We start from the raw sequence: 13,332 nt of genomic DNA, 5'->3' as shown, positions 1-13,332 counted from the left end.
TGTGGGATGTGAGATAATCTCTCTTTATTGGTGGTCGGTGGAGACACCGACCACGGCGAAATGCCGTGGCAGGTGTCCCCACCTGCCACTGAAATTTTAGCCGAATTGACCAGTAATATAATTTGCTGTTACTTCGTTAATAGGGTTTCCGAATATTTGGCTTGTATAGCCTTCTTCTTTTACTTCTCCCAGATACATAAAACACGGTTTTATCGGCTATTCGTTGTGCTTGTTGCATATTGTGCGTAACGATGACAATAGTATATTTTTCTTTAAGATGAGAAATAAGCTCTTCGATTTTTAGTGTACTAACAGGGTCGAGAGCTGAACAAGGCTCATCCATCAAGATGACTTCAGGACGCAGAGCTACTGCCCTTGCAATACATAAACGTTGTTGTTGTCCACCAGAAAGTCTCGTTGCTGGCATTTTTAAGGTCATTCTTTACCTCTTCCCATAAAAAAGCCTCACGAAGAGCTTTTTCTATGATTGCCTTGTCATGTGGTAAGTTGTTGATCTTTAAACCGTAAGCAATATTTTCGTAAATACTTTTTGGAAATGGATTTGCTTTTTGAAATACCATTCCAATACGCTTTCTGATTTCAGTTACTGGAACTGTTCTAGAATAAAGGTCTAAGTCTTCTAATTTTAGAGAACCTGTAATTTTTGCATCTGGCGATAGATCATGCATTCTATTGAAAGATCTCAATAATGTACTCTTCCCGCATCCTGATGGACCTATCAATGCCGTGATTTCATTTTCAGCGAACTCCACATTAACATTTTTAAGAACATGCTTTGTTCCAAAACTGATATTTAAATTTTCTGCAGATAACTTAGTTTTCATTTTTTCTGTACTTATAACGAATATAAAATGCTGTCAAGTTCAATAAGAACACAACAACAATCAACACTAAAGCTGTTCCATAAGCGATCGGTCGAACCTCATCGATGGACTGATGCTGTGTTGAAAGCATATATAAATGGTATGGCAATGCCATAAATTCTTGATTCACAAATCCACTGGTACCGTTAATATAAAAGGCAGCACCTGTGAATAATATCGGAGCAGTTTCACCTGCGGCGCGTGACAAAGTCAATACAACCCCAGTAAGTATTCCTGACATAGCCGATGGAATGACCACATCTTTAATGGTTTCAAACTTAGTAGCACCGACTGCCAAGGCAGCTTCCCTTGTACTATTTGGAATTCGCATCAACGCTTCTTCTGTTGTTGTGATAATGTAAGGTAATGACAAAAGCCCCAATGTTAATCCAGCAGCAATCAAGGATGTCCCAAATTGAAGAGCCTGAACAAACAGGGCTAATCCGAAAAGACCATATATAATGGAAGGAACACCTGAGAGGTTACGAATAGACGCACGAATAGTTCTGGTCAACCAATTATCTTCTGCATATTCTTGTAAATAAATCGCACAAGCCACACCAAAAGGAATGGAGAACAAAGCAGTTATCAAGGTTAATAAAACTGTACCGATTATTGGAGTCAGAATCCCTCCCTTTGTCATGCCATCTGTTGGAACTTGACTTACAAATTCCCAGGATATTTGACTTGCTCCTTTAGAAACAATTTCCCAAATAACAACAACTAAGAAGAAACATACCAAAGTGGTACTTATCAAAAGGGTACCCCACTCGATGACACTCGATAATTTATTATTTCTAAGCTGCATGATATTTTCTGAAACGGTTAATAAAATATTCTCCCAACATATTTGCCGCCAAGGTCATTATGAAAAGTACGGTTGCTATGGCATACAAGGCAAAATAATGCGTAGTCTGGTATGGCACCTCACCCATTTCTATAGCAATAGTCGCCGTCATGGTCTTCACGGAATCAAACATGCTAGTTGGCAATATTGAGGCATTTCCTGTAGCCATCAGAACAGTCATGGTTTCACCAATAGCACGCCCTACTCCTAGCATCACCGCAGCAATAATTCCGGGTGCCGCAGCAGGGATAACTACCTTACATAAGGTTTGCCATTTTGTTGCACCGACTCCATAGCTCGCTTCTTTGTATGTTTTAGGAACAGCATGAATAGCATCTTCAGCAACGGTAATAATAGTTGGTAATGCCATAACAGCCAAAAGGATCGCTCCGTTTAAAGCATTTAATCCATTAGATAGGTCTGCCAGACTTGCAATCCCTGGACTCACTACGACAATCCCTAAGAAACCAATCACCACAGAAGGTATTGCAGCCAGCATCTCAATGGTTGGTTTTAATATATTCTTTAGTCTGGGGCTAGCATATTCAGCAATAAAAGCTGCAGTCCCAATTCCTAATGGAATCGCAATAATCATGGCCCCAAAAGTGACAATCGTAGTACTGATGATCAACGGTAGCATCCCATATTTTGGAATTTTTGCCGTAGGGTTCCATTCCATTCCAGTTATAAAATCCAACGGCCTCACATTCATAAAGAATGAAAAGGAATTATAGATCAGCATGGCAAGGATCCCTCCCAACAATGCCAGAACAAGAAAGCCTGTTGCTTTAAAGACGAATTTGAAAAAAAACGTCAAGAGATAGTCTAGCTTTATATTTCATTTTTTTGACTTTCTAAGATGTAATAACCGTGGTCTTCAATCAATAACCTTCCTGACGGACTTCTTTCAAAATTTATAAAAGGACGAACTTTATCCCAAGATTCTGCAAGAATAAATTGATACAATGGTCTCTGAAAAAAGTAAGTGCCATTATTTATTGCCGTTTGGTCCAAAGGAGAAAACAGCTATAGATTCTTTACTGTCCTTGATCTTTAAAATTTTGATTCCATGAGAAGCAGAAGGATCATGCCCTACATATCCTGCCCCAACATATCCAATCCCTGTTTTATCTGCTTTCACCCCTTCGATAATTTGCGCGTTTCCAGTCATCTCTTTAGCTGTATTTGTAAACTCGATTTTGAGTTTCTTCTTAACAAAAGAATGAGTCCCGGAACTGCTCTGACGACCATATATATTAATTGGATAAGAAAGACCCGACACCTCAGACCAGTTTTTAATGGTGCCGTCCATGATTTTTGCCAAAGATTCAACATCAATTGAATCTATTGGAAGATCTTTGTGGACAATAAATGCAGTAGCATCCTCGGCGAACACAACGGTCTTGATTTCAATGTTTTTATCTTTGAACTGTTGGACTTCCTCCGCCGATAGTGGACGGGAAGAATTTGCGATATCTGCTTGTCCATTCATCAGGGATGTAATTCCCAAACCTGAACCACCTCCAGAAATGGCTATGCTAAATGTAGGATCGAGCATAGTAAATTTCTCAGCTAAATTAACGGCAAGATTAACTTCCGTATCTGAGCCCTTCATCTTAATTGAGTTGGCATTGTTACTACATGAATAGAAAAGTGCAGCTCCAATTAGAGGTATAATCGGAAAAATGCGGTTAATACTTTTTCTCATCTCCACAAAATTGAAGATTAAGAATTAACAAATTGTTAAGTCAATATTAACGAATTAGCATATCCAACTTTTTGTGTAAAGAAATTGTAAGAAATTAATTAAGCAAATGTTATGTTTTAATTTTTTCTGCCAATTATTTTTCAAATGGTTAAAAATCTACTACAAAATTAGCCCCAATCCCAAGGTTTGTTGAATAAAAACCAATTTCTATTTTTTTATTTACAAGATGCATTTCAAATGATTTAGAAAAATTTTAATTTGCATTAAAACTAACCAATCCATGAGTCACGGAAAATTACGAGCTGAGAAAAATTGCCTCAATTGCGGGCACATTGTAGAAGAACGCTATTGCCCACATTGTGGTCAAGAAAACACAGAAAATAGACAACCATTCCATTATTTATTTACTCATTTCTTTGAGGATTTTACGCACTATGATGGTCAATTCTGGAAGACAATTAAATACTTACTCTTCTACCCAGGGAAACTGACAAAAAATATATTTATCAGGTAAACGACAGCAATATGTACCTCCAGTAAAGCTTTATATATTTATTTCGTTTGTAACATTTTTTATTGCCTCCTTTATCACCATTAATAATCATAGCAACCAGGATGAAGTTTCAATTGACTCTTTGCAAAATGAAATATCTGAGCAGAAAGCTATTCAAGAACTATTTAACAATCCTAACCTAAGCGAAGAAGACTCCATTGAATTAAGAGAGGCAATGAGACTAATTCCTGGAGATAAGCAAATCCAAGATTCCCTTACTGACGATAACTCATATTTGTCGGAAAATACAGCAAGTATCTCGAAAGTCGAATCCTTAGCTGATTATGACTCGATAACAACAGCCAAAAAATTCCACACTCAGAAAAATATTAAGGCCCTTTGCAAAGAAATATTACGAACTGAAAGAAAATAAAACTCCTGTTGAAGAAATTGTTCAGAGTTTCGTAACGGTTTTTATGCATACTTTCCCCAAAGCACTATTCTTCTATCTACCGGTATTTGCATTTATACTATATATATTCCATAATAAAAAGAAATGGTGGTATTATGATCACGGGGTATTTACCCTACATTATTTTTCATTCTTACTTTTTGTAACTGCATTTTTTCTGATTCTCAACCTCATCGAACCGTCATTGATCCATTATGATTGGTTTAAGACGCTGAGTACCTGGATATATGGTATAGGTTTTATTTATGTTGTGCTTTATTTTTTCATAGCTCATCATCGTTTCTATGCTACCAAAAAAAGAAGCAGCATACTCTTAGGTATGTTGATATTTTTCTTCAATTCAATCGCATTTACTTTCTTATTATTGATATTAGCTTCTATCAGTTTATTACTGATTCATTAAATAAAATTAAAAAAGCGTCCCAAAAATCTGGGACGCTTCTATTAGAAATTAAAGGGTTTATGTTATTACCATCCAGGGTTTTGGCCTAAATAAGGGTTGTGTTTAAAATTTTAAATCCATTGCTTTCCTAGGTTTATTATTTGAGATTGATATCAAATAATAAATGTTTATCGCTTCTGATATATGTCGAAACAATTCATAGGACAATTTGGATTGACCAGCTTCAGCTGTTAAGATCTGGGTAGATTCAGGATAAAGAACAATTCTTTTGGTACCCTTTCCTTCTTTGATTTCCAATTCGAAATAGAGATCGCTATTGTTCGTTATTTCATAATATTTTGTTGAGACTTTAGTTTTGGAGTTGGTTTTCTCATGGTAAGATGGCGATACAGAAATTGAAGCATTCACAAGGTTGCGGACATTTTCTTCTTTTCCAAACAAGTAATTACTTGACCAAGCCACTGTTCTTCCTGCTTCTAATGCTTCGCGAATACCGCTTGCGGAACGGTCTTTTGCCATCACCAGGGTCATTGTTCTGTGAACACCAGGTGCCTCAATATTATAGTCATGAGCTATAAGATTGTGAATATCCGTGTTTCCTATGATTGTCAAATTGCGGTCTAAAGCCCAGTCCAATGCTTTTTTATGGAAGCCTAGACCGTTTACTACTTCAATTCCGTGAAGTTTTTTCTCTTGGTACATTTTTTCTACGAAATCGATCCATTCATAAGAGCCAGGGATAGCAGTTGCTTTCCATCCGGGGTGATTCCATAAGATAAAAGCTTTTTGTGCATATGCTTTATCGATTGCTTCTTGGTCCAAATTAGAATTATTGTCTGCAACCAAAACATTGGCATCCTGAATAAACAAAGCGTTGAAATGACCTGGAGGCGTTTGACGGGTCACTTCTGTTCCTTTCACTAAAACTATATTATTCTCTTTTGCAAGTTCTACAGCTAAATCATGGGAACGATTATGGTCAACTTTAACATCTGCACTATGTGGATTATATTCCATATGTTCAGTATAAGATATGGCATCCAATCCCTCCCTCCAAGCTTCTTGAACACGAACATTTGGCCATACATGTCCATCTGTAAATACTGTATGCATGTGAAAATCACATTTCAATACTTTAAATCCATTTACATCGGGAATGTTTAGATTTTGACGCTTTACAGGATAAGCAAATTCGGTTAGGCGAATTATGCCATCATCGGTCTGTGCTTGTAGGGACATTGACATTAAAAACAATGAACCTAATAGGGTTAGTTTATTTTTCATGTAGTAACAGGTTAAGTTATGGTAACAAAATTAATTAAGGTTTATTAAAATAATATTAAGCCTTTATTTTAAATTAATTAATAAAAATAAAGATTTTTAAACTTTTATTTTTCACAAAAATAAACGCTTGCATATATGAAAACCAAATAATTTTAGAATAAAAACCAAAAACAAAGCATTAATAATCAACATTTTAACTGATATAATACATTGATTCCCATATTTTGGCCTGTTAATAAATTCATTTAATTTTATTTTCTAAAAGCAATTCTAAAAAGAAAACGATTAAAAAACTCTATACAAATTTTAAAACATTAGAAAAATTAAAACTCATTAAGAAATATTTAAAGTAATGAAACAATTCACACTTTAACTCGTATGTTGTTAAGCCATTGTGAATTTAAGATTATGAAATTGTAAAGGTATGTTTGAAGCGGAATTTTATTTAAGTAGGCAAAATGGATTAATCACAAAAGGATGGGCATAAAAAAGAGCGTGTAAACACGCCCTTCTTCAATTCTAAATTTTTATTTCTGATACAATAGAGTAAATATCTATGGTTTTACTATTGTCCAACCTTCATTGCCTAAAATCACCAATTCACCGTTGCCACTTGGAGTATAGCCAATAAAATCAAACAGCTGATCTTTGTTATACCCTCTTTCTTCTAAAGAATTGAGACATTGTACAACTCGAACACCTTTCTCTATCAGATCAAGAAGTTGTTCTTTATAATCATGATCTTTCCTCATTACTTCAGTTCCTCCCGAAAAGGTAACTAGCTCAACCTCCAATTTACCTGCTAGTCGAGGATCTTTCAATAGATTGTTTATGTTCCTAAAAAGCCTTTTTAACAATATCAGGATTATCTGTGTCCAATTGATAAACTGCTTTATAATTATCTTTTTGAGGCTCGGTCCCTGTATATTGTTGATTTTTCGTTAGCAGTTCATCTCTGCTTTGCGACAAGGCATCATCTGTGTGTAATCCAGCAAGTAGTACCATAATTATTATATATTTCATTTCTATCTTTCGTTTTCTTTAGTTAAATCTATCAATCCTTGCTTTAGTTTTTCAGATTTAAAGTCCATCATTCCTACTTGTTTACCTACAATATCACCATTTTTAGCGAGGATGACCGTCATCGGGATTGAATTTGTGTGCAGTTCTTCAGGCAGATCTGAATCTACAGTATAGAGCGGAAGTGAATATTTATTTTTAGCCATAAATTTTGCTGCTTTTTCAATATTCTGATCAACTTCAATAGCCATGAAAACGATATCTTTTTCAGACTGTAAATCTTCGTGTAATTTTTGTAGCGAAGGCATTTCAGCAATACATGGAGGGCACCATGTTGCCCAAAAGTTCATGATTACAACTTTCCCTTTTAAGTCACTGACAGAAACGGTTTCACCATTTATATTTTAAAACTAGCATTAAAGGTATTTTGTTCTTCAACATTTCTTACTTCTTGAACTTCATTGTCCTCAAGAGTTGTTGAATCATTTTGAGAATGCGATTTATTGTTACTTTGACAGCCTGAGACCAATAATAACAATGTTGTTGCAGCTAATATTATATTTTTCATATCTGATTTTCTTGAATTATTTTTCAATTTGAATTAAAGTATTAGAATTAATTTCTTCAGAGGCATTTTCAACAATGCGGTCTGAAGTTGATAGATCACCAAAGATCTCAACCATTTTATCCTGACTTCCACCTAATGTAACTGGAATTTTTTCAATTTTATTGTTATCAATTACCTTAAGAACAAATATGCCTGACTGCGAATTAACCACACTATTTTTTGGCACATATAAAGTTGGACTTTTACGCATCAACTGAAGGTCTACATCCGTATAGTCCCCACCATTCAGTTCTCTATTATGATTTGGCACATCAAACTCAAGTGCTAATGCTCTAGATACAGGATCAATAACTAAGGAATTACGTTTTAATTTCGCTGTAAATGTTGTATCTGGTTTGCTCAATACTTTGAATTTGGCAACTGTCTCTTCAGAAACGGATTGTGCATGTAATTCAGGCACCACGACCTTTAGCTTCAACCGATTGTTATCCACTAATCTAAAAAATGGAAGACCTAAATCCCCTATTAGTGCGCCTTTGGAGAAATTCCTTTGTGTAATCACACCTGAAAAAGGAGCTCTGACCACCAAATACTCCCTCATTTGATTGGATTTTTTGTAGGAGAAATTACTTTCTTCCAATGCTGCACTATCCCGTAGCATTGACCCATAAGCCTGTTCAAATTCTAAATCTGAAACAGCGCCTCGATTTTGGTTTCTCACTCTTTCCAATCGGTCATATCTACTTTTGCTGACTTCAAAATTAGCTTTTAATTGTTGGGATTTGGCTCTATCAGCCGTTGATTGTATGTCTATTTCTGGTGCTTCCAAAACAGCCAGTATTTGACCCTCTTTTACTCGATCGCCAACATCAACATTAATTCTGCGTACAAAACCCTTGATCTTTGCATAGACATCTACAGATTCATATGGATGTAATTCTGCCGGTAATTTTAAAGAATAGGTTGGTTGCTGCTCAATAGGATGAACAACTTTTACCGATATTCTATTCTCTGAGTGAATATCTTTTTTTGAATTGGAATCTTTGCTGGTTGCCTGACATGCACCCAACAAAAAAACGAGTCCCAATATGCTAAATGCTTTCATATTTTATTGTTCTAAATAGAATTTACTTTCTTTATCATCGGGGTCCATTGAAGGTGATCCATAGGACGCTTTTTTCATAATTAAGCCGAATATCAGAGGTACAACCAATAGAATAGTGAATGTTGAGCTCAACAATCCACCAATCACTGCTTGTCCTAATGGAGCAATTTGTTCACCTCCATCTCCAATTCCCAAAGCCATCGGAGTCATACCTGCTAACATTGCTAATGCAGTCATTAAGATCGGTCTAAATCGTGATTTTGCAGCTACCATAGCAGCACTTGATGCCGGGAGATTAAGCCTTTTACGATTCCATTCTGCCTGATTAACCAATAATACAGCATTGGAAACCGATACACCTATAGACATAATAATTCCCATATAAGACTGCAAATTGAGGCTACTTCCACAAATCCAAATCATTATGGCAGATCCAGCAATGACAGCCGGAACTACAGATAGAATCACTACACTTACCCGAATCGATTGATAATAGGCCGACATCATAAAAAATATGACAACAATGGCAATAGACAACCCTGACAACAAACCGACTAAGGTTTCTTCGAGCAGGGTCAGTGTACCTTCTTTCCATATCCTTATTCCTTTTGGTGGCTCACCTACATTTTTGAGTGCTTGATCCACCGCAGCATTAGCAGAACCTAAATCTTTTTGATGGATATCCGCAATTACACTGACATAACGGTTAGGCCCTCTTCTATTTACTTGAGCGGGTACTTCATTAGCTGTAATAGTAGCTATATCTTCTAAAATGGGGGTTGAGGCGCCTTGTTTAACTGGAATTGAACGTAAATCCTGAAGGGTTTGGACCATATTTTCAGGAACCTGGACCTGGACCTGGAAAACTAAACCTGATTTTGGATCTACCCATAAATTTTTATCCGTAAACCGCGTTGAAGAAGTCGTAGCAGATATGTTCCGAGAAACTTCCTGCACCGTAAGTCCAAATTCCGCTAATCTTCTGCGATCAATCTTGATATCGATTGTAGGATAATGAAGAGGTTCTGATATTTGAACATCCTTCAAAAATGGATAAGTAGCCAATTCTTTTTTGATCTTTTCTGCAAATCCTTCAGCTTGCTTCACTTGTGGAGCACTCACCTTTACTTCAACCGGGGTCATTGAGCCTTGTCCGAGAATTTTTTCCATCAACTCCATCGGTTCAAAGTTGATGGAAACATTTGGGTATTTTTCTTTGATATGATTCCGAACAAATTCTTTAAACTCATCCCTTTGCATCCCTAATTTAGATTTGTCCAAGGACAATTGCAACGTTGCTTCAGCAGTTGTCTTGTTAAATAAAAAAATGGAATTGATAGGATTTGCAGAAGGATGCATTCCAACAAATGCCGAGGATATTTTTAAACTATTATCCGGAAGATCAGCTATTAAAGAATTGGTTAATGATTTAATAGTTTCTTCGGTTCTTTCCAATCGTGTGCCATCAGGCATCCGGACCCTAATCTGAAAATCAGAACCTTCCGATTTTGGCATAATATCAGTTCCTAAAAAACTGACAGCAATAAATCCAACAGTAAATGCTGCAACAACATAAAGTATGGTAATTATTTTAGATCTTTTAAAAGATGATTTTAAAGTATAAGCATATTTAACAGATACTTTATCAATAAATGATTTCTTCTTTTTCTTCTTTGGATGTTTTTTGATTTTCATAATCCAATTCGCCATAATCGGAACGAATGTTTGAGAGGCAATAAATGATGCTATCATGGCGAAGGCAACAGCCATCGAAAGTGGCATAAACATATCTCTTGGGATACCTTCCATCATCAGGGCAGGGGTCAAAACAGCTAGAATACTGAGGAGAATCAACAGTTTTGGAGCTGATATTTCCAATAAAGCATCGAGGATAGCGCGCGATTTCTTTTTCCCAAACTCCATATGTTGATGGATGTTCTCAATCGTAACTGTGGCTTCATCAACCAGAATACCTATTGATAATGCTAATCCAGACAAGGTCATAATGTTTATCGTTTGTCCAAACATGCTTAAAGTGATCACTGCTGTAATAATTGCAATTGGAATGGTGAGAATTACGATCAATGCACCACGTGGGTCCCGTAGAAAAAGAAATACCATTAAACCCGTTAAAATTGCACCGAGAGCACCTTCGAAAATCAAGTTATGAAGTGACCTGCTAATATAGACCGATTGGTCAAACACATAGCCGATTTTGACACCTTCTGGCAGTAGACTTTCCAGCATCGGTAAAGCATTGGTTAAATTTTCTACTGCATCTATTGTTGATGCATCAGGCTTTTTGATAATGGGTAAATAAACCGATCTTTTTCCATTAATAATAGCATAACCTACCGTTTGATCTGCAGCATCCGTTACAGAGGCTACATCTCCTATCAATACAGTTCTTCCATTGATTGATTTAATGGGCGTTTGGAGGAATTCATCTACTCCTGAGGATATCGAATTGACTGGGGCCATCAGGTTTTGGTCTCCGATCCTAACATTTCCTGCTGGAGAAGGGACTGAATTTTTTGTTACTGCTATGGTTACTTCTTCCGGGCTAAGTCCATGGGCTTTCATTTTCCGGGGGTCAATATTGACAACCAGACTTCTCATGTTCCCTCCAAAAGGTGCTGGAGCTGTAATTCCTGGAATATTGACGAACATAGGCCTTACTTTCGTAGTTGCCATGGTCTGTAATTCTACAACAGTATATTGGTCTGAATCGAAAACCAACTGACCTACAGGAAGACTACTACCATCAAATCTCACAACCATCGGTGGAACAGCACCAGTTGGCAAGAATCCCATCGCTCTAGAAACCTGCATACTGATTTCTGCCGATGCTTGAGCCATATCTGTACCTGGATAGAAAGATAATTTCATTAATGTGAGTCCCTGGACACTCTTAAAATCAATCTCCTTAACACCATTTACAAATACCAATACTTTTGAAATTCATTAGCCATAAAACCATCCATATACGCAGGTGACAAACCTCCATAGGGCATAGCTATATACATGGCCGGGGATTCTATTTCGGGAAATATATCTACTTTAATCTTTTTGATGACCGGCCATGAGAAGTAAGCAATCGCAAAAATGACCATAATAATGGCTATCGGTCTCCTTAAAGCAAAACGTATTAAATTCATAGTTTTTTTCTTAAAAATGAGCGAATAATTGGCTGAAATCTGCTTGTTGATAGCTTTTGCTGATCATCAGATTCCAATAATTTAAATAGGCCATTAAATTTTGTCTTTCCGTTTGAAGAAGAATCTCCTGTACCTGCAATAAATCTGACAGATTGATCAATCCACCCTCATACCTAGCTTTATATAATAGATATGCTTCTTCAGCTTTAGTCCTACTCAGGTTAGATTCCTTGATTCCAGCATCTGCTGCAATTATTTCTGCTTCAAGTTGTGCAATATGACTATGGATTTCGTTTTGAATAACCTCTTGCTCATATTCGTTATTCTGTCTCAACAGACCTAACGAACTCCTTTGAGACCTAGAGTTGAACAAGTCCTGTAAATTCCAAGTAACCCCAACCCCTACAAAATAATTGTTAGCAAAATCATTGTAAAGTGCCGAATAATTAGGATTTACATAACCATCGGATGTTATTCCCGAACTTCGATTTGTTAATCCTCCTAAAAGCATTACTCTTGGGAAATGGTCTCTTTGATTCTTCTTCTCCATTAGCTGCAATGATTCTGCTTCATTCCTTTTCATCAAGAATAATGGATGCTCTTGTTGAACTACAGTCTTGGTATCAATAACCTCCAAAAATGGAGTGATCTTCGTGTCAGCTGGATTGAAATCCTTGGTAAATTCTTTTAAGAGTTCCCTTGAGCCCGCGACTTTTCCTTTGATTTGCAACAAATTGCTTTCTACATTTTTCAAAGAAGAACTTGCTAATAAGGTATCAGCACCTGGTACAATTCCTGCTTCTGCCAATCCTTTAGTTATCTCTAAAATAGACGTGTATCTTTCAGCATGTTTTTCAAACCATTCATTGAGTACATTTAAGTATATAAACTCAATATATCGCTGGGTCAATCTTTGCTGGATATGGTATATAAAGTTTTGTTCTTGAAGTTTTGAATATTCAATTTTGAACTTGAGATATCCTTATCCAATCCTTTTCTACCAAAATTCACTAGATCCCAATTTAAGGTTCCGGAAATAAAATGGTTAAAAGTTGAAGAACCACCTATAGGATCATTGGGACCTGACATATTTAAAATGCCAGGCAGTGGCATAAAAGAACCTGAAGCACCATTTAGCGAGCTCAAGCTTTGTTGGAACTGAGCTTGAACCTGTGGTTTATATTTAATTTGTTGGGCAATACTATCTTGTTTTGCCAAAAGGATCTGTTGCTTTTGAACATCAAATCCGCTATAATATTCTTTAGTTTTTTCCCATAGATCCTGAAGGTGTTGGGCATAGCTATTTATGGAAATGCACATACCAACTACAATCAATAGGATTTTCAATCTAAAAACCATATTAAAAATTTAAATTTTGAAATGTTAAATA

At 36.3% G+C, this 13,332-nt stretch carries 15 protein-coding genes and 2 pseudogenes; 3 read left to right on the top strand and 14 right to left on the bottom strand.

Going from position 1 to position 13,332, the window contains the following annotated elements:
- Nucleotides 1–96: 96 nt before the first annotated feature.
- The 4 genes and pseudogenes from pstB to FGL31_RS08160 all read right to left on the bottom strand — a co-directional run bounded on the left by pstB (nt 97) and on the right by FGL31_RS08160 (nt 3,439).
- Nucleotides 97–845: pseudogene (gene pstB / locus FGL31_RS08175) on the bottom strand (phosphate ABC transporter ATP-binding protein PstB).
- A complete protein-coding gene (gene pstA / locus FGL31_RS08170; protein ID WP_099372599.1) occupies nt 835–1,692 on the bottom strand; it encodes a phosphate ABC transporter permease PstA in 858 nt (285 codons plus the stop codon). Before pstA ends, pstB begins: the two are co-directional and overlap by 11 nt.
- Nucleotides 1,682–2,548, bottom strand: coding sequence for a phosphate ABC transporter permease subunit PstC (gene pstC, locus FGL31_RS08165; RefSeq protein WP_232046411.1), 867 nt, complete (start codon nt 2,546–2,548; stop codon nt 1,682–1,684). Before pstC ends, pstA begins: the two co-directional genes overlap by 11 nt.
- A gap of 174 nt (nt 2,549–2,722) precedes the next feature.
- Nucleotides 2,723–3,439 (bottom strand): substrate-binding domain-containing protein, encoded by a 717-nt coding sequence (locus tag FGL31_RS08160; protein ID WP_232046409.1) that lies wholly within the window; start codon nt 3,437–3,439, stop codon nt 2,723–2,725.
- Between the two features lie 497 nt (nt 3,440–3,936).
- Here FGL31_RS08160 and FGL31_RS29765 point away from each other — a divergent pair.
- The 3 genes and pseudogenes from FGL31_RS29765 to FGL31_RS25010 form a co-directional block, all read left to right on the top strand.
- Nucleotides 3,937–4,002 (top strand): annotated as a pseudogene (locus tag FGL31_RS29765) (DUF3667 domain-containing protein); the annotation flags it as partial.
- Between the two features lie 72 nt (nt 4,003–4,074).
- On the top strand, nt 4,075–4,365 hold the full coding sequence (locus FGL31_RS08155) for a hypothetical protein (RefSeq protein ID WP_232046408.1): 291 nt from the start codon (nt 4,075–4,077) through the stop codon (nt 4,363–4,365).
- 43 nt (nt 4,366–4,408) lie between these two features.
- A complete protein-coding gene (locus tag FGL31_RS25010; protein ID WP_232046406.1) occupies nt 4,409–4,807 on the top strand; it encodes a hypothetical protein in 399 nt (132 codons plus the stop codon).
- Between the two features lie 102 nt (nt 4,808–4,909).
- Here the strand turns inward: FGL31_RS25010 and FGL31_RS08150 are convergent, their stop codons facing one another.
- The 10 genes from FGL31_RS08150 to FGL31_RS08120 all read right to left on the bottom strand — a co-directional run bounded on the left by FGL31_RS08150 (nt 4,910) and on the right by FGL31_RS08120 (nt 13,301).
- The gene (locus FGL31_RS08150; RefSeq protein ID WP_138090464.1) at nt 4,910–6,091 is read right to left on the bottom strand and encodes an Sb-PDE family phosphodiesterase; all 1,182 of its coding nucleotides are present in this window, start codon (nt 6,089–6,091) and stop codon (nt 4,910–4,912) included.
- A 554-nt stretch (nt 6,092–6,645) separates the two neighbouring features.
- A complete protein-coding gene (locus FGL31_RS25005; protein WP_232046404.1) occupies nt 6,646–6,912 on the bottom strand; it encodes a DsrE family protein in 267 nt (88 codons plus the stop codon).
- Nucleotides 6,913–6,928: 16 nt separating this feature from the next.
- The gene (locus FGL31_RS25000) at nt 6,929–7,096 is read right to left on the bottom strand and encodes a hypothetical protein (RefSeq protein ID WP_232046402.1); all 168 of its coding nucleotides are present in this window, start codon (nt 7,094–7,096) and stop codon (nt 6,929–6,931) included.
- Nucleotides 7,097–7,116: 20 nt separating this feature from the next.
- Complete coding sequence (locus FGL31_RS08140) at nt 7,117–7,512, bottom strand: TlpA family protein disulfide reductase (RefSeq protein ID WP_138090462.1); 396 nt, start codon at nt 7,510–7,512, stop codon at nt 7,117–7,119.
- A complete protein-coding gene (locus tag FGL31_RS22590) occupies nt 7,509–7,679 on the bottom strand; it encodes a hypothetical protein (protein WP_171017583.1) in 171 nt (56 codons plus the stop codon). Before FGL31_RS22590 ends, FGL31_RS08140 begins: the two co-directional genes overlap by 4 nt.
- Nucleotides 7,680–7,695: 16 nt before the next feature.
- Nucleotides 7,696–8,784, bottom strand: coding sequence for an efflux RND transporter periplasmic adaptor subunit (locus FGL31_RS08135; protein WP_138090460.1), 1,089 nt, complete (start codon nt 8,782–8,784; stop codon nt 7,696–7,698).
- A gap of 3 nt (nt 8,785–8,787) precedes the next feature.
- The gene (locus FGL31_RS08130; RefSeq protein WP_232046399.1) at nt 8,788–11,673 is read right to left on the bottom strand and encodes an efflux RND transporter permease subunit; all 2,886 of its coding nucleotides are present in this window, start codon (nt 11,671–11,673) and stop codon (nt 8,788–8,790) included.
- Nucleotides 11,674–11,720: 47 nt separating this feature from the next.
- Nucleotides 11,721–11,942 (bottom strand): efflux RND transporter permease subunit, encoded by a 222-nt coding sequence (locus tag FGL31_RS24995; RefSeq protein WP_232046398.1) that lies wholly within the window; start codon nt 11,940–11,942, stop codon nt 11,721–11,723.
- A 10-nt stretch (nt 11,943–11,952) separates the two neighbouring features.
- On the bottom strand, nt 11,953–12,852 hold the full coding sequence (locus FGL31_RS08125) for a TolC family protein (RefSeq protein ID WP_138090458.1): 900 nt from the start codon (nt 12,850–12,852) through the stop codon (nt 11,953–11,955).
- On the bottom strand, nt 12,849–13,301 hold the full coding sequence (locus FGL31_RS08120) for a hypothetical protein (RefSeq protein ID WP_138090456.1): 453 nt from the start codon (nt 13,299–13,301) through the stop codon (nt 12,849–12,851). The genes FGL31_RS08125 and FGL31_RS08120 overlap by 4 nt, the downstream gene beginning before the upstream one ends.
- Between the last annotated feature and the right edge of the window lie 31 nt (nt 13,302–13,332).

Origin of the sequence: Sphingobacterium daejeonense (assembly GCF_901472535.1) — a bacterium.
Classification (GTDB): Bacteria; Bacteroidota; Bacteroidia; order Sphingobacteriales; family Sphingobacteriaceae; genus Sphingobacterium; species Sphingobacterium daejeonense.
Note: the sequence above shows the minus strand (reverse complement) of the source record. Positions and strands in the feature narration are given on the sequence as shown.